This is a genomic window from Allomesorhizobium aridi (assembly GCF_043769475.1).
GTDB lineage: Bacteria > Pseudomonadota > Alphaproteobacteria > Rhizobiales > Rhizobiaceae > Allomesorhizobium.
Window position 1 is genome coordinate 4,916,476 of sequence record NZ_CP171729.1, and the last position, 20,173, is coordinate 4,936,648.

The following is a 20,173-nucleotide window of genomic DNA, read 5'->3' on the forward strand; positions in this document are numbered from 1 at the left end:
CTCCCTCACGGTTCGCAGCTTGCGGGCGGCGTTTCGAGCGTCACCGTGACTTTGCAGCACGGGTAGTAGCCGCCCCGTTCGGCGTCGGCTTCCTTGTAGAAGCAGAGCCCGACATCGACATTCTCGCCGGGGAAGTGCCCGGTAATGCCCAATGTGAACGGAGCGCCTGCAGGCTGGGTCTGCTGCAGGGGCGAAACGCCGATCCCCGGTGTCCTGGAGTCGGCCTTGATCGTGTCGCCGCCGATGCCGGCAACGTCACGCACGTAGAGATCGGCCTCGAGCCCGGCCGGCGTGCAGAAATACTCGACTGCGTCGAGGTCGATGCAGGGCGGGTAGTCTTCCGGCGGAATGAAATCCGGTGGCCAGAAGGGCGGCCGGTAGCCACCGCCCGGAACCGGCTCGTAGTAGCCGGCGCGCCCTTCGCAGGGCCGCCAGACCTCGACATCGCCGACATGGCCCTCGACTTCCGGGTCTTCGAAGAAGCCGTCGAAATCGACGAACCAGCTGCCGAAGGGCGGCTCGTTCTTCGGGCGCACCAGCGGCGTCGGCGTGATCTGCACGCCGTGCACGGCAAGCGGCCCGCCGGCAATGAGCTGCTCTTCGAGCGCCGGATTGTCGCGCAGCCTGTCGCCGGTCTTCACCAGCGTGTCGGCGCAGGCATTGGTGTTCAGATTGCCCTGCGCGTCATAGCCATATTGCAGGTCGATGCCGCCCGCGCTCTGGCGGTGGCCTTCGGGAAAGCCGACGGCATATTCCTCCGGCGTTTCCACCCAGATCGATTCCGTCGCCGGATCGTCCGGGCTTTCGCGCCAGTAGCGCAGCACAACGCCGTCGCCGGAATCGGCGAAGCGGCTGTAGTCGTAGCGGTTGTCGATCTCGCCGCGCTGGGCGAGATACATGAAGCCGCGAGTGTCGAAGGCGATGTCGGTGACCGCCAGCTCCTCGGGAGCGGCGACCGTCAGCTCCCAGCGCGCATCGCCGGCGAATGTTCCGTCGCGGGCGATGCCGACGGACCATATCTCGGCCTTCTGGCCGACGGCGTAGTAGAGCCGGCCGCCATGCACCTGGACACCCCAGACGCGGCGTTCGTCCTGCGTGTAGCCCCAGGTGTCGGGATCCTCGCTGTCGAAAGCCGCGCCTTGAATGTCCATCACCGCGCCGTCGTCCGCGACCGGATCGAGGCCGCGCGCCGGCCGGCCGCTGACGCCGTGATCGAAGGTGTCGATCAGGGCGCCATCGGCGCCGATGCGGTGGATCAAGCCGGTATCGAGGTCGGACGCGAAGAACTGCCGGTGCGCCTTGTCGAAGGCGACATTGCCGATGCCCGGCCCGCTATTGCCGTCGATATTGGCGAACAGCGAGACCTGGCCGGTCAGCCCGTCGATCTTCCAGATCGTGCCTGGCCCGCCGCCATTCTCCTCGGCGAACTGGCCTTCCATGAAGGTCGCACCTTCCGCGCCGCGGCGCTGGCGCTCGGGCCTGCCGTCATCGTCCTCGTCGGGCGTGACGATGCGGACGCCGTGCAGCGAGCTTGCCGCCGCATAGAGGTTCGGCACGCCGCTCGGGATGCCGTCGCGGACGCCGTCGTCATAGGCGAGGCCGAAAACCTGGCCGAGCTGGCCGGCCATGACTTCGAAGGGCTGCGGCGTATAGACGAGTTGCCCGGAAGGCGGGCCGCCAAGCGCATTGACGTCGAAAACGCGCAAAGTCGCGCGGTCGAGGTCGATGAAGGTTTCGTCAACCGGATCGACGCCGGGCGGCAGCCCTTCGTCGAAATTGGGGATGATGGTGCCGGAAAATCCGGTCACCGCCATCGAGCCCGGATGGAATATCTGCGTTTCCTGCGCCCTGCCGGGGTTGGCGAACCAGAGCCCGGCGGTCAGCGCCAGCGCGACGATCGCGCTCGTCGAGGCGAGATTGTTGTGCAGATCGTGCGAGGGATGATTGCCGGTGGGCAGGCAGGCGGACGGTGCGCGATGGCGTGGCATTTGGTTTCTCCCCACGATGGCTGGAGAAACCGCCTGAACTCTCGCGCGGCCATTTGCAGCCCGCACGATCCCGGCACTTTCCCCCCTGGCAGTCCGGTATCCATTCCTTTCATGCACGGTACGCTTGCAGTCACGCAGCGTCAACGGAACCAGCCGGAAACCCGGCGCGCCGTCCTTCGGACGGTGATCGCGCCGGGCGCCGGATGGTCCTGCTGACCCGTGACACTCGGTGTTCGTGGTCATGGGTTTTCCTTTCCGGAGGCCGCACCACGCGGCTCCTGCACGCTCAGTCGCGGCGGAAAGGAGAAAGGTTCACCGAGCGGGTCAGCGGTCCGACAAAGCGAGCCGCAGTCCAAGTGCGGCGAAGGCGCCGGCAAAGCCGCGCCGCAACCAGGTAAGCACGCTGGGCCTCGAAATGACGTAGCGCCGGGTCGCCGAGGCGAACGCACCATAGCCGACGAAGACGATGAAGGTCAGCGCCATGAACGCGCCCGCCAGCCCCAGCATGTAGGAGGTCGGGTTAGGCGTGTTCGCCGGCACGAATTGCGGCAGGAAGGCCAGGAAGAACAGCGACAGCTTCGGGTTGAGGATGTTCAGCATGAAGCCGTTGGCAATGATCCTCGCCGGCGACAGCGTCGAGTGGCGTTCGGAAACCTGCAGCGCGCCGCCATCCCGCATCACACCCCAGGCCATGTAGAACAAATAGGCGACGCCGAGATATTTGACCACCTGGAAAGCCAGCGCGCTGGTATGCAGCAGCGCCGCCAGCCCGGCGATGCTCGCCGCGATATGCGGGACGATGCCGAGCGTGCAACCGATCGCCGCGAGCACGCTGGCGCTCCATCCCCGGCTCAGGCCGAAGGCTAGTGTGTAGAGCACGCCCGTGCCCGGCAGGAGGATGACGATGATCGAGGTCAGCAGATATTCGGGGGTCATGACGGTGCTCCGGGTTCGGGTTCGGAGCCGCAGGAAAGCCGATCCGGAGCAGCCGGTCTTGAACGAAATTGCAGTGCGTCAGGACATCAGCCGACCGCGTCGGCATAGGCGCCGGGCGAGATGCCATAGGTCCGCACGAACATCCGGGTCATGTGGCTCTGGTCGGCGAAGCCGCTTTCGAGGGCGGCCTGCGCCAACGGCTTGCCTTGCGCAATCAGCCGACGCGCGGCGGCGATCCGGCGCTGGAGAATATAGGCATGGGCCGTGAGCCCGGTCGCTTTGACGAAGCCGCGCAGCACCTGGAAGCGGCTGAGGCCGCTTTCGCGCGCCAAATCGGCCAGCGTGGTCGCCGCCGCCGGATCTTCGTCTATCAAGCTGCGGGCTGCGGAAATCGGTGCGGGAATTGATCGGTCCGGGGCGAAGCCGTTGCCGTCGCGCATGACCTCCGCCAGCAGCATCAGCGTCATTTCCTCGCGCGCGACCGACGCTTGCGCTCCGGCCGGCGTCGCTTCCGTTCCGTCTGCCGCCTGCCCGCCGGCGGTCATTGCCGAAAACAGCGCGCCGAAGCGAGTGGCGATCCGCGTATCCCCGATGACCGGCCGAGTGAATTCGAACGTGCCTGTCCGGCCCTGGCTGATGTCGCGGGCGGCCTCGACGATCAGCGGCGGATCGAAATAGAGCATGCGCCAGGAGCGGCCGGCGTCGCCGATCGGCGCACCGTCATGCACTTCGCCCGGATTGACGGTGATCGCGTCGCCGGGACCGGCCTCCACCATGCCACGGCCGCTCAGCGACTTCTGCGCGCCGCTGTGGATGACGCCGATGCCAAACTGCTCGTGCGTATGACGCGGAAATGTGTGGCATGTCTCCGCTTCCACCGCTTCGATGCCAGCGATCGCGCACCGGAGCATTTTGAATTGGCCTCGTGCCATCTGGTCATGCCTCCTGGGGCAGTTTGCCTGTCCCTGCGACCAACCACAACGGGGTAGGGCTAAGCGATATGCGCCTCTCTCCCTTCTCCCCTTGTGGGAGAAGGTGGATTGGCGCGAAGCGCCAAGACGGATGAGGGGTGTTGGAAGAAATGAGACGGGAAGATGGGGCATCTCGCGATGCGATCAATCAGGAACTGTGGCACTCCGTCCAACACCCCTCATCCAACCTCGCTGCGCTCGGCACCTCCCCTCAAGGAGGAGGGAGACGCCCCGCACTGCCGCACCAACCCTCCCTCAAGGAGATTTGCGCTTTAGCTGCGATCTTAAAAGTGGATAGAATCCACCCCCATTTCGGCTCGACCAAAGAAATCCGCATTGCGGATCAATGGCATAACAGCCGGCGAGAAGAATTTTCGCACCTGCATTTGTGCACACCCCCCGCCCCTCCCGCATAATCCGTGGCATCGCCCTTGCGGGAACCGGTTCCGGACCGGGGATCGGTAGGGCGGCGGTGACCTCTCCCCGTGGATTCGGTTCCCACGGGCCTGAGGGCGTCCGACGGGCCGGCATTCCGAGCGAAGCGCCAATGCTTCGTGAACGGAAGGCGGATCATCCGCGCGTCATTGTCCATGGAAAGAACATGGAGCGGGGCGCGTGACCGGTCGACCGTGGCGACAGACACCGGCGGGGCGCGGAAGCTGCGCCACGTATTCAATTTCGGTAGGCAAGGCCAAGCGCCCCGCTTCCCGACTCCTGAAGCCCTGAGTTCATCGAAGGGTCGAAGGGCTCTAACAATGGCCAGGGCGGAAACGCAGCGTGGCAAAGGAGAAGTGCATGCCGGCGACAGTTTACTTCTTTCCGCAGGAAGGCGGCGGCAGTCGAGAGGTCCGCGCGGGCGGAAAAAGTGAACTGTCCCCTACGGCCAACCGGCGAGATGCGCGCCAACGCCTCTCAAGCTGGCGCAGGTCCCGCTCTTGGTCTAATTCTTAACGAACGGGGTGAACCTTTCCGGGTCCGCATGCGACAGAGCCGCCAGAAGCGCCGGTCATGACGAACGATTCCGATCGTGACCTGGTCGGCCGCGTCGCCAGGGGCGACCGCGCCGCCGTGCGGCTTCTGTTCATGCGGCACCACGCACGGGTCTACCGCTTCGTGGCGCGCCAGACGGGATCGGAAGCGATGGCGGACGACATAGCCAACGAAGTTTTCCTGGAACTGTGGCGGCAGGCGCCGCGCTTCGAGGGCCGGTCGGAAGTCTCGACCTGGCTTCTCGGCATCGCCCGCTTCAAGGCGCTGTCGCATTTGCGCAAGAAGAGCGAGGCGTGGCTCGACGAAGACGCCGCTGCGGCTGTCGCGGACAGCGCCGACACGCCGGAAGTGACTGTGATGAAGGAGAACAAGGCGGCGGCGCTGAGGCGCATGGTCGACGCGCTGCCCGAGGAGCATCGCACGGTGGTCGACCTCGCCTATTATCACGGCAAGTCGGTCGCCGAGATCGGCGAGATACTTTCGATACCGGTGGCAACGGTGAAGACCCGGATGTTTTATGCCCGCAAGAAGCTCGGCGAGGCGCTGAAGGCCGCCGGTCACGACAGAGGTTGGCCATGAGCGCCGAGGAAAACATGTCGCGCCGCGACGAACTGGAAGCGCTGCTGCCTTTCTATCTGAATGGCACGCTGGAAGGTGACGACCTCGAAGCCGTCGAGGAATGGCTGGCCTCCGACCCGGAGGCGGCGGTGGCGCTCGCCGAGGCGGATGAGGAGTTTGCCGGTGCGGTCGCCGCCAATGAGGCGCTGCGGCCGCCCGCCGATGCGCTGAGCCGCTTTTCGAAGGCGCTGGAGGCGGAAGCCGGGCCTGCGAGGACGCAGGCGGGAAAATCCTGGCTCGCCGGCGCCTGGGAACGGATCGCCGGCCCGCCGGCGGGGCTCGCCTGGGCGACGGCCGCCGCGGCGGTCATGCTGCTTGTCGTCCAGGCGGCGCTCGACACCGGCAGGCAGGGCGGAGATTTCGAGATAGCGGGAGAAGAAGGCGGCATCGGCATGATGCCGTTCGCCTTCGTCAAGTTCAAACCGGAAGCGGAGATGGCCGACATCTCGGCCTTCCTCGTGGAAAATGGTGCGGCCATCGCGGGCGGTCCCACGGCGGGCGGCGTGTTCCGCATCGCCATCCCCGCGAAGACCCCCGCCGACTATGACAGGCTGGTCGGCCTTATTGCCGCCCAGCCCTTTACCGAGACTGTTTCCGAGGGCAGGAAACCAGCCAATGGCGGGTAGGGCATTCAGGATTGCGGCGTTTTCGGCGGCCGTGCTTATAGGCGCGGCTCCCGCTTTGGCGCAGACCAACGATCCTTCCGGCGCGCTGGCGACCGATCGGCTGTCGGTTCGGCCGGAAGGCACAGGTCCGGCCGATGATCGCGGCAGGCAAAGCGCGGTGCTGCTGCCGGATTTGCTGTTCGACCTGTTTCCCAATCCGGCCGGCGGCGAACCGGCCCAGCCGGGCAGCGGCGCGGGACAGGCACCCGCGACCTCGCAGGCGGGAGGAACGCCGCCTGTGCCGGCGCAAAATCCGCTCGGCCCGGCTGCTGCCACTGCTGCGCGCCAGCCGCTCGCCGCACCGGCGCAGGCGATCGCCGGCGAATTCGTTCCCGACGAGGTGCTGGTCACAATCGAAGGCGACGGCGCGGCCGTTCAGGACATCGCGGCGGATTTCGGACTCGAAGTCCGCTCACAGCGGCTTTCGACGCTGCTCGGCCTGACCGTCGTGCGCTTCGGCATCCCCGACGGGCGGCCGGTCGGCATCGTGCTGGCCCAGCTTGCCGCCGACGGCCGCGCGCAGGGCCGCGTGCCCAACCATGTCTACGACCTCCAGCAGGCGCCGGCCGTCGTCAATTACGCCTTCCAGCGCATCGCGCTGGATTCCACCGCGGCCAGCGGCAAGGATGTGCGCATCGCCGTCATCGACACGGCGGTGGACGAAACGCATCCCGCATTGAAAGGCGCCATAGCCGAGATTTTCGACGCCATGCCGGAGGTCGAGATCGCGTCGCGCGACCATGGTACCTCGGTTGCCGGGCTGATCGCCGGCACCGGGCCGTTCCGCGGCATGGCCCCGGGATCGAGCATCTACCACGCCCGCGCGTTCGAGGACGGCAAGTCGACCATGGACACCATCCTCGGCGCGCTCGACTGGGCAGCGGGCAAGGATGTGCGCATCATCAATATGAGCTTTGTCGGGCCCGCGAACGAACTGCTTGAAACCGCCTGCCGCAATGCGCGGGCGCGAAACATGGTGCTGATCGCGGCGGCCGGCAACAACGGCCCGAAGGCGCCGTTCGGCTACCCCGCCGCCTATGCCGGCGTGACTGCGGTGACCGCGACCGACGAGCAGGACCGGCTGATGCAGCAGGCCAATCGCGGCCCTTATGTCTATCTGTCGGCGCCCGGCGTCGACATGATCGCGCCGGTCGGCGGCGGCTCCGACCTCGTCACCGGCACCTCGTTCGCCGCCGCGATCGTCTCGGGCGCGGTCGCCAACCTGATCCGCAGCAATCCGGAGCGCTCGGCCGACTGGATCGAGAAGGCGCTGGCCGAGACCGCGACCGATCTCGGCAGCGCCGGCCGCGACGGCGATTTCGGCTACGGCCTGCTCAACGCCAAGGCGGCGGACGCCTCGAAGGAAGCGGATGCGGCGAAGGAATAGGCGCGGTCAGCCCGCCGCTCCGGCGATCGAGCCGCGGACCACGAGGTCGACCGGCCAGATTTCGCCGCGCGCGCCTTCTTCCAGGCCCGAAATCCGCGCCGCCAGGCGTTCCGCGATCCGCGCGCCTGCCGCCCGGATCGACGAGCGCGTCGTCGACAGCGGCACGGAAAAATGCTCTGGCCTCAGCCATGGAAACACGTCGTCATGGGCGATCAGCGACACGTCGCCAGGGATGGTAAGGCCGAGATCGCGCACCGCGCGCACTACGCCGAGCGCCATGATCAGGCTGGAGCAGGCGATCGCCGTCGGCGGCTCGGGCTGCTCGAGCAGGCTGCGCGCCGAGCGGTAGCCGTTCTCCTCGGTCATCGCCACCGAGCGGATCCTTTCGGGCGGCAGCGCCAGCCCGGCGGAAGCAAGCGCACGCCTGACGCCGCGCTCGCGGAAGATCGCAAAAGTCTGCCCGTCGTCGCCATTGATCAGCGCAACGCGCCGGTGGCCGAGTTGGACCAGCAGGCGCGCCGCCTCGTGGAACGCACCTTCATTGTCTATGTCAAGGAAGGGATAGTCGAAGTCGAGCCCTTCGGCGCGGCCGTGCACCAGGAAAGGCAGGCCGAGCTGGTTGACCAGCGAGATGCGCCGGTCGGCGGGGCGCGGCGCGGAGATATAGACGGCATCGACCTGCTTGTTGGCGGCGACGCGGCGGTAGGTCGTCTCCTCGTCGTCGGCGTCGGCCGGGCTGAGCACGAGATCGAGCTCATGCGAGCGCGCATAATCGCCCAGTCCCGACAGGAACTCGACGAAATGCGGGTCGATGTCGACCGAGGCGCCGGTCGGCAGCACATAACCGATCATGCCGGCCTTGCCGGTCGCCAGACGCCTGGCGCTCGGATTCGGCCGGTAGCCGTGGCGCTTGGCAGCGTCGGTGACGCGGCGGCGGGTTTCCTCGCTGACCTCCGGATAGCCGTTCAGCGCCCGGCTCACCGTCGTCTGCGAAAGTTGCAGCATGTGCGACAGCTGTTTGAGGTTCACCGTGGGGCTCCAGATTCTCAAAGCGCTTTGAAATACGGCCGGATTGGCGCTTTTGTCTCTCATTGCGCGACATCCACTATAAGTCGCGGATCGCCTGTTCAGAAGCGATATTGCATGCTGCAGCGCCAAAAAAGCATGCTGCACTGCGCGGTTCTCGCATTCTAAATCGGTTTATGGGCCGGGCCTCTTGACTCTTTGCCGGTTCGGTGGCGTGCTGCAGTCAGCCAAAGCGCTTTGGGAGCTCTACCTATGCGGTTGCGAACCGCGCGGGGCTGGGGCACATTCGAGCGGCCGCCGGCAGGACGGAATGGAGGTTCCGTCCCCATTGAGAACCGTTGGGAGGATTACCATGAAAAAAACCCTGATGCTGGGCGCCGCCCTTGCCGCGCTCGCTTTTGGCGCGCCGGCTCATGCCGAACTGAAGTTCAAGCCGGGCGAGGACGCCGCCCGCTTCACCTGGGCCAATTTCGAAGAGCTGAAGAAAGTCGACCTGAAGGGCGAGACCCTGTCGATCTTCGGCCCTTGGCGCGGCGAAGACGAGGCGCTGGTCCGCTCGGTGCTGGAATATTTCAGCGAGGCTACCGGCGCGACGATCAACTATTCGTCGTCGGAAAACTACGAGCAGCAGATCGTCATCGACACCCAGGCAGGCAGCCCGCCGAACATCGCGATCCTGCCGCAGCCGGGCCTTCTCCAGGATCTGGCGTCCAAGGGACTGCTCATCCCGCTCGGCGACGACGTCGCCACCTTCGTGAAGGACAATTACGGCGCGGGACAATCCTGGGTCGACCTCGGCACCTATAAGGACAAGGACGGCGCCGAGAAGTTCTTCGGGTTCCCCTACAAGGCGGACCTGAAATCGCTGGTCTGGTATGTGCCCGAGAATTTCGAGGAAGCCGGCTATGAAGTGCCGAAGACCTGGGAGGAGCTCCAAGCGCTGACCGACCAGATCGTCGAGGACGGCGGCGTGCCGTGGTGCATCGGCCTCGGCTCCGGCGGAGCGACCGGCTGGCCGGCGACCGACTGGGTCGAGGACATCATGCTGCGCACGCAGCCGCCGGAAACCTACGACAAGTGGGCGACCAACGAGATCCCCTTCAACGATCCGGCTGTCGTCAACGCGCTGCAGATCTTCGCCGACATCGCCACCAACGACAAATATGTCGACGGCGGCAAGGCCGCGGTCGCGGCGACCGACTTCCGCGACAGCCCGAAGGGCCTCTTCGGCATCCCGCCGAAATGCTACCTGCACCGCCAGGCCTCGTTCATCTCGTCCTTCTTCCCGGAAGGCACGCAGCTCGGCGAGGACGCCGATTTCTTCTACCTGCCGCCGATGGCCTCCAAGCCGGAACTTGGCAGTCCCGTTCTCGGCGCCGGCACGCTGGTCGCGATCACCAAGGACTCGAAAGCCGCGCGCGAATTCATAAAGTTCCTCGAAATGCCGATCGCGCACGAAATCTGGATGGCGCAGTCGGGCCTGCTCACGCCGCTCAAGTCGGCGAACAAGGATGCCTACGCCAATGAGGCGCTGAAGAAGCAGGGCGAAATCCTGGTCAACGCATCGACCTTCCGCTTCGACGGTTCCGACCTGATGCCCGGCAAGATCGGCGCGGGCGCCTTCTGGACCGGCATGATCGACCTCGTCGGCGGCAAGCCGGCGGCCGACGTGGCAGCGGACATCCAGAAGAGCTGGGACGCGATCAAGTAGCGACCGTGCGGAGCGTGCGTCCTTCGAGGCACGCTCCGCTCGCACCTCAGGATGAGGGATGTTGGCGCTGCCTCCTCATTCCTGCCGGTACCATCCCGCGGAAATCACGAGGGCAGCTGCCATCCGGAGGCTTAAGGCAGCGCTGAGCTTCCTCATCCTGAGGTGCGAACCCCGCAAGGTGAGCCTCGAAGGACGCACGGTGACATAGGCCGCGCGTCCAGAACGTACCAAAGAGTTCAACGAGGAGGGGAGGAACCTATGGCGGCTCAGATTTTTTCGGGGATCCTGGTCATCATCATCGGCGTCGGCGGCTGCGTCGCCTATTTCTGGGGTGCCAACAAGCTGCTCGACGTGATCTTTCCCTCGCGCGGCGTGAAAGGCGGGGCGGCTATCGACAATCTGCGCCGCCAGGGCATAATCCGGCCATGGCTCTTCATCGGGCCGGCCCTGATCATCCTCGTCGTCTACCTAATCTACCCGGTGTATCAGACGGTGATCCTGTCATTCCATGATCGCGGCGGTGAGAATTTCGTCGGGCTGGCCAATTATTCCTGGGCATTCGGGGACCGCGAGTTCCGCAACTCGATCTTCAACAACCTGCTCTGGCTTCTGGTCGTTCCGGCCGCCTGCACCTTCCTCGGGCTGGTGATCGCCGTTCTGACCGACAAGATCTGGTGGGGCACGATCGCCAAGAGCCTGATCTTCCTGCCGCTTGCAATTTCCTTTGTCGGCGCCAGCGTCATCTGGAAGTTCGTCTATGAATATCGCGGCGACGGCCAGACCCAGATAGGCATCCTCAATTCCATCGTGCAGTTCTTCGGCGGTTCGCCGCAGGTCTGGATATCGCTGCCGTTCTGGAACAATTTCTTCCTCATGGTCATCCTGATCTGGATCCAGACCGGCTTCGCCATGGTCATCCTGTCGTCGGCGCTGCGCGGCATTCCCGAGGAGACGCTGGAAGCCGCCGTCATCGACGGGGCAAACCCGTTCCAGATTTTCTGGAAGATCATGATCCCGCAGATATGGGGCACGATCGCCGTCGTCTGGACCACCATCACCATACTGGTGCTGAAGGTGTTCGACATCGTGCTGACGATGACCAACGGCCAGTGGAACAGCCAGGTTCTCGCCAACCTCATGTTCGACTGGATGTTCCGCGGCGGCGGCGATTTCGGCCGCGGCGCGACGATCGCCATCATCATTATGCTCGCGGTGCTGCCGATCATGATCTGGAACATCCGCCAGGCCAACAAAGAGACCGGAGGACACTGAGATGGCCAATCCGACCGGCAAGTCCTACGTCGGCCGCTTCGGCGTCCATATCGCGGTACTCTTCTTCGTGGCGCTCTGGACGCTTCCGACGCTCGGCATCCTGATCTCCTCACTGCGCGACAAGGATCAGATCATCGTCTCCGGCTGGTGGACTGCGCTTACGAGTTCCACCCAGACCGAGGCCGGGCGGCTGCCGTCGCCTAACACGGCGGTCGAAAGGGACGGCAAGTTCGTTCTGGAAGGCAATCTGTTCGAGCAGCCGGGAAGCCGCTCGATCACCAACTTCGGCATCCGCGCCCAGGCGCCGACGGAATTCGAGGCCGGCAGCGTTGCCGCTCTCGGCGACGGCGAGACCCTGCAGGTCAACGCCGACGGCGGTTTCATCATGACGATGCCGGCTGCTTCCGACGCGACACGCGGCCGCCGCGTCTATTATGCCGCGACCGTGCCGCCGCGATTCACCACCGAAAACTACGCGAACGTGCTGTTTTCCGAAGGCATAGGCCGCTCCTTCATCAACTCGCTGACGGTGACCATACCGGCGACCGTCATCCCGATCATGATCGCCGCCTTCGCCGCCTATGCGCTCGCCTGGATGCGCTTTCCCGGCCGCGCGCTGCTGATCGCCACAATCATCGGCCTGCTCGTCGTGCCGCTGCAGATGACGCTGATCCCCCTTCTGGAACTGTATAATGGCGTGGGGGAACTGTTCGGCGTGCCGTCCAAGACCTATCTCGGCATATGGCTCGCGCATACCGGTTTCGGCCTGCCTTTCGCGATCTACCTCTTGAGGAGCTACATGGCTGGCCTGCCACGCGAATTGATGGAATCGGCGCGCATCGATGGCGCCAGCGACTTCGAGATATTCGTCAAGATCGTGCTGCCGCTGTCGTTCCCGGTGCTTGCTTCGTTCGCCATCTTCCAGTTCCTCTGGGTCTGGAACGATCTGCTGGTCGCCATGGTTTTCCTGGGCTCGGGCTCGGACCAGCTGGTCCTGACCGGCAGGCTCAACGCGCTGCTCGGTTCGCGCGGTGGCGATTGGGAAATCCTGACGGCTTCGGCCTTCGTGACGATCATCGTGCCGCTGATTGTGTTCTTCTCGCTGCAACGCTATTTCGTCCGCGGTCTGCTCGCGGGCTCGGTCAAAGGAGGCTGATATCATGCAGGCTGTTCTGCGAAAGATCGAGGAGCCGGAACTGGCAGTCGATCGCGACTGGTGGCGCGGCGCCGTCATCTACCAGATCTATCCGCGCAGCTATCAGGATTCCAACGGCGACGGCATCGGCGACCTGAAAGGCATCATCCAGCGGCTGCCATACATCGCCTCGCTGGGCGCGGATGCGATCTGGATCTCGCCTTTCTTCAAGTCGCCGATGAAGGATTTCGGCTACGACGTTTCGGATTATTGCGACGTCGACCCGATGTTCGGCACGCTGGCCGATTTTGACGATCTGATAGCCGAGGCGCACCGGCTGGGCCTCAGGGTGATGATCGACGAGGTCATCTCGCATACGTCGGACGAGCATCCCTGGTTCAAGGAAAGCCGTGCCAGCCGCGACAACCCCAAGGCCGACTGGTTTGTGTGGGCGGACGCCAGGCCCGACGGCACGCCGTCCACTAACTGGCTGTCGATCTTCGGCGGGTCAGCCTGGCAGTGGGACACGCGCCGCCAGCAATATTATCTGCACAATTTCCTGGCCGAGCAGCCGGACCTCAACTTCCACAACAGGGAGGTGCAGGACGCCCTGCTCGACGTCACCCGTTTCTGGCTCGACCGCGGCGTCGACGGTTTCCGCCTCGACACGATCAACTTCTATTTCCACAGCCAGGGGCTGGAAGACAACCCGCCGCTGCCGCCGGAATTGCGCAACGACCAGACCGCCCCGGCGGTGAACCCGTACAATTACCAGGACCACATCTACGACAAGAGCCGGCCGGAAAACCTGGCTTTCCTAGCCCGCTTCCGCGCTCTGCTCGACGAATATCCTGCGGCGGCAGCGGTCGGCGAGGTGGGCGATCTCGCAGCGCGGGCTCGAAGTCGTCGCCTCTTATACGGCCGGCGGCGACAAGGTGCAGATGTGCTACGCCTTCGATTTCCTGGCGCCCGAAAAGATCAGCGCTGCCAAGGTGCGCGCCGTGCTCGAGGATTTTGGCGCGGCGGCCAGCGACGGCTGGTCATGCTGGGCGTTCTCCAATCACGACGTGATGCGCCACGCCTCGCGCTGGGGGAAGGGCGAGGCCGACAGGACCGCCTACCTGAAAGTGATTTCGGCGCTGCTGATGTCGCTGCGCGGCTCGGTCTGCCTTTATCAGGGCGAAGAACTGGGCCTGGGCGAAGCCGACCTGGCCTTCGAGGATCTGCAGGATCCCTACGGCATCCGCTTCTGGCCCGAATTCAAGGGCCGAGACGGCTGCCGCACGCCGATGGTGTGGGACAAAAATGCCAAAAACGGCGGCTTCTCGACGGCCAAGCCGTGGCTGCCGGTGCCGCGCGAACATCTCGCCCAGGCGGTCAGCGCGCAGCAGGGCGACGAAAATTCGCTGCTCGAGCACTACCGCCGCTTCCTCGCCTTCCGCCGAGCGCATCCGGCCTTCGCCAAGGGAGAGATCGACTTCCTGGCTGCGGATGGCGACGCGGTCGCCTTCACCCGCCGCGAGGGCAATGAGGAGATCGTCTGCGCCTTCAATCTCGGCGCGGGACCGGCGAGCATCGATCTCGGCGGTGGCCGCGCGGTACAGCCGCTGAGCGGTCACGGGTTTACCGGACAAGCGGATGCAGGCAAAATCCGGCTGGGCAGCTATGGAGCGTGGTTCGGGCGCGTTGCCTGAGCGACAGACAAGAAGAAATTCGGGAGAAGAAGCATGGCCGACCTCACCCTCAGGCAAGTCAGGAAGTCCTACGGCAACCTGAACATCCTTCACGGCATCGACCTCGACATAAAGTCGGGCGAGTTCGTCGTCTTCGTCGGCCCGTCGGGCTGCGGAAAGTCGACGCTGCTGCGCACGATCGCCGGCCTCGAGGAGATAACTTCGGGCGAATTGAAGATCGCCGGCGACGTCGTCAACGATGTGCCTCCGTCGAAGCGTGGCATCGCCATGGTGTTCCAGAGCTACGCGCTCTACCCGCACATGACCGTCTACGACAACATGGCGTTTTCGATGAAGATCGCGCGCGAGAGCAAGGCCGAGATCGACAAGCGCGTGCGCCAAGCCGCCGAGATCCTGCAACTGACCAAATATCTCGACCGCCTGCCCAAGGCGATGTCGGGCGGCCAGCGCCAGCGCGTCGCCATTGGCCGCGCCATCGTGCGCAACCCGAAAGTGTTCCTGTTCGACGAGCCGCTGTCGAACCTCGATGCCGCACTGCGCGTGGCGACCCGCATCGAGATTGCCAAGCTCAAGGAATCGATGCCCAACACGACCATGATCTACGTCACCCACGACCAGGTCGAGGCGATGACGCTGGCCGACCGTATCGTCGTGCTCAAGGACGGCTATATCGAGCAGGTCGGCACGCCGATGGAGCTCTACCGCCATCCCGGCAATCTGTTCGTCGCGCAGTTCATCGGCTCGCCGGCCATGAACATCGTGCCGGCGACGATCGACAGGCCTGGCCGCGAGACCGTCATCACCCATGTCGGCGGCCGCAAGGTCAGCCTGCCGGTGGCGACGCCGGCCGAGGCTGCCGGCGCGACGATCAGCTTCGGCGTCCGCCCGGAGGATTTGAGGGTGGCGACGGGCGCGGATTACCTGTTCGAGGGACCGGTAGATTATGTCGAGCAGCTCGGCGAGGTGCAACTGGTCTATGTCGAGATTGGCCGCGCCGACCAGCCGCTGGTGGCGAAGCTTCCCGGCAATGCCGAGGTCAAGCGCGGAACGGTGCTGCGCCTGACCGCCGACGCCGGCGACCTGCACATATTCGACGCGGAAGGGCGTTCTTTCGCGCGCGAAAGGCTGGCGGCGCAGGCGGCCTGACTACGGCATTTCCGCCGCAGTCAGCCGTTCCGTGCGGGCGGCCTTGCGGCGCGAGATGAAGAAGGCGGCGACGAAGGTCATGCTCATCAGGAGCACGATGGTAGGCGCTGGCGCGGAATCCAGGAAGAAGCTCAGATAGACGCCGAAGAACGACGCCGCGACCGCGATGGCGACCGCGAGCAGGAGCATTCGGTCGAATCGGTCGGTGAGCAGGAAGGCGATGGCGCCGGGCGCGATCAGCATGGCGATGGCGATGATGATGCCGACCGCCTTCAGCGCCCCGACGATGGTCAGCGACAGGATCGCCAGCAGCCCGTAGTGCAGGAGCCGGACCGGCAGGCCGATGGCGCGGGCATGCTGCGGGTCGAAGGCGTGGACGAGGAGATCGCGCCGGAAGATCATGATCGCGCCCCCGGCGATCGCTGCGATGACGCCGCTTTCGGCCACGTCGCGCCAGGTGACGCCGAGCATGTCGCCGAACAATATGTGGTCGAGATGCACGTCCGTCTCGATCTTGGTGTAGAGCACGATGCCGAGCCCGAACATGCCAGAGAAGACGACGCCCATGACGGTGTCTTCCTTGACGCGGCTGTTTTCCTTCAGGAAGCCGGTGGCGAGCGCGCAGACCATGCCCGCGCCGAATGCGCCGACCGCAAGCGGCAGGCCGGCAATATAGGCGAGCACGATGCCGGGCAGCACGGCGTGGCTGATTGCGTCGCCCATCAGCGACCAGCCCTTCAGCACCAGGAAGGACGACAAGAGCGCCATCGGCACGGCGACCAGCACGGCGATGACGAAGGCCTGCTGCATGAATGGAAACTGGAAGGGCAGGAGGAGGGTTTCGATCATGGCCGCACCTCGTGGACTGGCGCGGCACGCCTTCTATTTCGTGCTTTGTCGAAGGGCCGGACATCTTCCAAACAAGACAGGGCGACACTATATAATTGGACGTATCCTTTCCCCTTGCGGGGAGGGATAGGGAGTAGAGGTAGAAACTGCGTCAGGTGTCTCCGAACTACTCTGTGTTTTGTGTGAAATCGGACAGGGACGCTGCTTAGATGCCCCCACCCTCTATCCCTCCCCTCAAGGGGGAGGGATGCGTCAGCGCCCGACTTCCATATGCGACAGCCCTGATTGGCGGCTTTGGCGTCTACGCTCGCTCCACGATGGCGACGCTTGGCGAAAGTGGCGCTGACGACTGATCTTCCCCCGTGCAGGGGAGATGCCCGACCCTTTGACAAGGCTCTGGACTGCGGAATGCCACCCGGCATCATACCCCCGCCTCCAGCGCTTCGCGCGCCCGCCGCCTGGCCGCCAGCATGCCGTGTTTTGGCGCGAGCGCGAACGCAGCCAGGAAGATCGCCGTCTGCAGAACCACGATGATCCCGCCGGTCGCGCCGTCGAGGAAATAGCTGGCATAGGCGCCGACGAGGCTCGTTATCGCCCCGATCGCGACGCTGATCATGATCAGCCGGGGGAAGCGGTCGGTAAGCAGATAGGCGGTCGCGCCGGGCGTCACCACCATGGCGATGACCAGGAATGCTCCGACTGTCTGTAGCGCCGCCACCGTGCAGGCCGAAAGCAGCGTGAAGAACATCGCCTTCAGCCAGTCCGGGTTGAGGCCGACGGAGCGCGCGTGGTTCTCGTCGAAGAATGCGACCATCAGGTCCTTCCATTTGACGAGCAGTATGGCGAGCGACACACCGGCAATGATGACCAGTTGCAGCGTGTCTCCGGGCGTGACTGCCAGGATGTTGCCGAGCACGATGGTCTGGATATTTACCGAGGCCGGCGACAGCGAGATCATGAACAGGCCTAGCCCGAAGAAGGAGGTGAAGATCAGCCCGATTATGGCGTCTTCCTTGAGCTTGGTGCGCTGGTTCAAGAACAGCATCGCCGCTGCGGCCAATCCGCCGGAGATGAACGCGCCGAAGGCGAAGGGCAGCCCGATCATGTAGGCGCCGGCCACGCCCGGCACGATTGCGTGGGAGAGTGCGTCGCCGATCAGCGACCAGCCCTTCAGCATCAGATAGGCCGAGAGGAAGGCGCATACGCCGCCTACCAGCGCCGACACCCACATGGCGTTGACCATGTAGCCGTAGGCGAAGGGTTCGGCGAGCGTGGCGATCATTTCTGCTCGTCCAGTTCGTCCGGTCCTGCCGAGTCGCGCGAATCCTCGCCGTTGCCGTAGATGACGAAGGGCCGCTCGTCGTCGGTAAGCACCGTCACCCGGCGCGGATCGGCGTCGTCATGCAGGTCGGCGCCGCCGAGGATGAACTGGCGCAGCACGCCGCCGAACGCCTTTTCAAGATTGGCGTGGGTGAACACTTCCTTGGTCGGCCCTTCCGCCAGAACCGTCCTGTTGATCAGCACGGCGCGGTCGCAGAACCGCGGCACCGAACCCAGATTGTGCGTCGAGACCAGCATGATGCGGCCCTCGTCGCGCAGCGATTGCAGGAGAGCGATGATCGCTTCCTCCGTGCGCACGTCCACGCCGGTGAAAGGCTCGTCGAGCAGGATGATCCTGCCCTCCTGGGCCAGCGCCCGGGCGAGAAAGACACGCTTCTTCTGGCCGCCGGAAAGCTCGCCGATCTGCCGCTTGCGGTAGTCGGCCATGCCGACTCTCGCCAGCGCCTCGTCCACCGCCTGCCGGTCGGAGGGCCGCGCCATGCGCAGGAAATTCATGTGGCCGTAACGGCCCATCATCACCACGTCCTCGACCAGAACCGGAAAATTCCAGTCGACATCCTCGCTCTGCGGCACATAGGCGACGGCATTCTTTTTCAGCGCATCGGCGGCCGGCCCGCCGAAGATCCGCACCCGCCCGGCTGCGAGCGGCACGAAACCCATGATCGCCTTGAACAGGGTCGACTTGCCGCTGCCGTTGACGCCGACCAGCGCCGTGATGCTGCCCTTCGGGATCGAGAAGGAGGTGTTGCGCAGCGCCGTCTGGCCGTTGCGGTAGGTGACCGCTATGCTCTCGACCGAAAGCCCGTCGCCGGGCTGCGGCGCATTGCGAGGCTTCATCGAGAGCGGCGCGTTCACTCGGCGAGCCCTTTCGCGATGGTATCGGTGGTGACGCGGAGCAGATCGAGATAGGTAGGCACCGGCCCGTCCGCCGCGCTCAAGGAGTCGACATAGAGGACGCCGCCATATTTGGCGCCGGTCTCGCGCGCCACCTGCTCGGCCGGATCGGCGGATACGGTGCTTTCGGAGAACACCGCCGGGATGTTGTTGGCGCGAACCGCGTCGATCACCTTCCGGACCTGCTGCGGCGTGCCCTGCTGGTCAGCGTTGATCGGCCAGAGGTAAAGTTCCTTCAGGCCAAAGTCGCGCGCCAGATAGGAGAAAGCGCCCTCGCTGGAGACCAGCCAGCGCCTTTCCTCGGGAATGGCGGTGAGCCGCGCCCGGATAGGCTCCACCGTCGCCTTGATCTTTTCCGAGTAGGTGGCGGCGTTCTTCGCATAGGTCTCGGCATTCTCCGGATCGTGCTCCGCGAATGCCTTGCGGATGTTCTCGACATAGATCAGCGCCGCTTCGGGCGACATCCAGGCATGCGGATTCGGTTTGCCGGTGTAAGGGCCTTCGGCGATGCCCATGGGCTCGACGCCTTCCGACACCACGGCGCTCGGCAGATCGCTCAGATTGGAGAAGAACTTTTCGAACCAGAGTTCGAGGTTGAGGCCGTTCCAAAGGATCAGGTCGGCTTTCTGCGCCTTGATCAGGTCGCCAGGCGTCGGCTGATAGTTATGGATTTCGGCGTCGGGCTTTGTGATCGATTCGACCACGGCCGCGTCTCCGGCGACGTTCCTGGCGATATCGGCGATCACCGTGAAGGTGGTCACCACCACCATCTTCTCGCCGGCCCCTCGGCCGTCGGCCTCGCCTTCGGCGGAACATGCGGCAAGAACGAGGGCGCAGAGCAGGGCCGAAGCGGTCGCGAGAAATCTCATGAGGGATCCTGATTTTGCACGCCGCGCAGTATGGCAGCCGATGCATAGGTAGGGCACGCCGTTGCAACTGTCAATGCAATTGCAAATCGTTTGCAAGAAGAAGGGCGCGACAGGCGATAATGATTGCGGTCGGAACCGTCGCGCTTTGCAACTGACTGTCATCTGGCGCATAGTCGTCCCCATGGCGAAGGCGAAGAACCAGAATCCCGATTACGAGAAGATGCTGCGCAAGGCGGGTGTCAGGATCACGAGGCCGCGCCGCATCATCCTCGGCATTTTGTCGGGCGCGGGCGACCATCCCGACGCGCTCGAAATCTTCCGCCGCGCGGTCGCGGTGGACGGCAGCATCTCGCTTTCCACGGTCTACCGCACCATGAAGCTGATGGAGGGTATGGGCGCTATCCACCGCCACGCGTTCGAGGGCGGGCCGTCGCGCTTCGAGCAGGCCGGCGGCGAGCACCACGACCATCTGATAGATATAGAAAGCGGCGACGTGATCGAGTTCAAGTCGGATCGCATCGAGCAGCTCCAGGACGAGATCGCCAAAAAACTCGGCTACGACATCGTGCATCACCGGCTCGAACTCTACGGCCGCAAACGCCGCACCGCCGGTTGACGAAGCGCTGTCCAGCCGTCAATCATCGCCGTCTTCAACGAGCGAACCATTTCGCGCGCAGATCA

16 protein-coding genes and 1 pseudogene are annotated in these 20,173 nt (G+C 64.7%); 9 read left to right on the top strand and 8 right to left on the bottom strand.

The annotated features are described in order from the left end of the window. Positions 1–5: 5 nt before the first annotated feature. From ACG873_RS26265 to ACG873_RS26275, 3 genes are all read right to left on the bottom strand, one after another. A complete protein-coding gene (locus ACG873_RS26265; RefSeq protein WP_394888695.1) occupies positions 6–1,988 on the bottom strand; it encodes a hypothetical protein in 1,983 nt (660 codons plus the stop codon). 324 nt (positions 1,989–2,312) lie between these two features. After that, positions 2,313–2,924: a LysE family translocator gene (locus ACG873_RS26270; protein WP_394888696.1), complete on the bottom strand. Its 612-nt coding sequence runs from the start codon at positions 2,922–2,924 to the stop codon at positions 2,313–2,315. Positions 2,925–3,010: 86 nt separating this feature from the next. After that, entirely contained in the window at positions 3,011–3,856 is an 846-nt protein-coding gene (locus ACG873_RS26275) for an AraC family transcriptional regulator (protein ID WP_394888697.1), read from the bottom strand. Between the two features lie 1,047 nt (positions 3,857–4,903). On the opposite strand from ACG873_RS26275, the gene ACG873_RS26280 reads away from it, so the two are divergent. From ACG873_RS26280 to ACG873_RS26290, 3 genes are read left to right on the top strand one after another with little or no spacing between them, the layout of a single operon-like run. Continuing rightward, positions 4,904–5,464 carry a sigma-70 family RNA polymerase sigma factor gene (locus tag ACG873_RS26280; protein ID WP_394888698.1) on the top strand — a complete coding sequence of 187 codons (561 nt, stop codon included), beginning with the start codon at positions 4,904–4,906 and terminating at the stop codon, positions 5,462–5,464. Continuing rightward, entirely contained in the window at positions 5,461–6,129 is a 669-nt protein-coding gene (locus tag ACG873_RS26285) for an anti-sigma factor (RefSeq protein WP_394888699.1), read from the top strand. Before ACG873_RS26280 ends, ACG873_RS26285 begins: the two co-directional genes overlap by 4 nt. Beyond that, positions 6,119–7,555 carry a S8 family serine peptidase gene (locus tag ACG873_RS26290; RefSeq protein WP_394888700.1) on the top strand — a complete coding sequence of 479 codons (1,437 nt, stop codon included), beginning with the start codon at positions 6,119–6,121 and terminating at the stop codon, positions 7,553–7,555. Before ACG873_RS26285 ends, ACG873_RS26290 begins: the two co-directional genes overlap by 11 nt. Before the next feature lie 6 nt (positions 7,556–7,561). Here the strand turns inward: ACG873_RS26290 and ACG873_RS26295 are convergent, their stop codons facing one another. Beyond that, positions 7,562–8,584, bottom strand: a complete 1,023-nt coding sequence (locus ACG873_RS26295) for a substrate-binding domain-containing protein (RefSeq protein ID WP_394888701.1) — start codon at positions 8,582–8,584, stop codon at positions 7,562–7,564. Positions 8,585–8,933: 349 nt separating this feature from the next. On the opposite strand from ACG873_RS26295, the gene ACG873_RS26300 reads away from it, so the two are divergent. The 5 genes and pseudogenes from ACG873_RS26300 (at position 8,934) to ACG873_RS26320 (ending at position 15,539) form a co-directional block, all read left to right on the top strand. Next, positions 8,934–10,292 (top strand): ABC transporter substrate-binding protein, encoded by a 1,359-nt coding sequence (locus ACG873_RS26300; protein ID WP_394888702.1) that lies wholly within the window; start codon positions 8,934–8,936, stop codon positions 10,290–10,292. A gap of 258 nt (positions 10,293–10,550) precedes the next feature. Further along, the gene (locus ACG873_RS26305; RefSeq protein WP_394888703.1) at positions 10,551–11,564 is read left to right on the top strand and encodes a carbohydrate ABC transporter permease; all 1,014 of its coding nucleotides are present in this window, start codon (positions 10,551–10,553) and stop codon (positions 11,562–11,564) included. 1 nt (position 11,565) lies between these two features. Then, positions 11,566–12,720 (top strand): carbohydrate ABC transporter permease, encoded by a 1,155-nt coding sequence (locus ACG873_RS26310; RefSeq protein WP_394888704.1) that lies wholly within the window; start codon positions 11,566–11,568, stop codon positions 12,718–12,720. 4 nt (positions 12,721–12,724) lie between these two features. Then, positions 12,725–14,393 (top strand): annotated as a pseudogene (locus ACG873_RS26315) (alpha-glucosidase family protein). Positions 14,394–14,426: 33 nt separating this feature from the next. Then, entirely contained in the window at positions 14,427–15,539 is a 1,113-nt protein-coding gene (locus ACG873_RS26320; protein WP_394888705.1) for an ABC transporter ATP-binding protein, read from the top strand. Here ACG873_RS26320 and ACG873_RS26325 read toward each other — a convergent pair whose 3' ends face one another. From ACG873_RS26325 to ACG873_RS26340, 4 genes are all read right to left on the bottom strand, one after another. Further along, positions 15,540–16,388, bottom strand: coding sequence for a metal ABC transporter permease (locus ACG873_RS26325; RefSeq protein ID WP_394888706.1), 849 nt, complete (start codon positions 16,386–16,388; stop codon positions 15,540–15,542). It lies immediately after the preceding gene. A gap of 421 nt (positions 16,389–16,809) precedes the next feature. Next, entirely contained in the window at positions 16,810–17,670 is an 861-nt protein-coding gene (locus tag ACG873_RS26330; protein WP_394888707.1) for a metal ABC transporter permease, read from the bottom strand. Then, positions 17,667–18,566 (bottom strand): manganese/iron ABC transporter ATP-binding protein, encoded by a 900-nt coding sequence (locus tag ACG873_RS26335; protein WP_394893707.1) that lies wholly within the window; start codon positions 18,564–18,566, stop codon positions 17,667–17,669. Before ACG873_RS26335 ends, ACG873_RS26330 begins: the two co-directional genes overlap by 4 nt. Positions 18,567–18,580: 14 nt before the next feature. Continuing rightward, positions 18,581–19,492 (bottom strand): metal ABC transporter substrate-binding protein, encoded by a 912-nt coding sequence (locus ACG873_RS26340; protein WP_394888708.1) that lies wholly within the window; start codon positions 19,490–19,492, stop codon positions 18,581–18,583. A gap of 181 nt (positions 19,493–19,673) precedes the next feature. Between ACG873_RS26340 and ACG873_RS26345 the strand changes: the two genes are divergently transcribed. Further along, positions 19,674–20,108: a Fur family transcriptional regulator gene (locus tag ACG873_RS26345; protein WP_394893709.1), complete on the top strand. Its 435-nt coding sequence runs from the start codon at positions 19,674–19,676 to the stop codon at positions 20,106–20,108. Positions 20,109–20,173 lie beyond the last annotated feature (65 nt).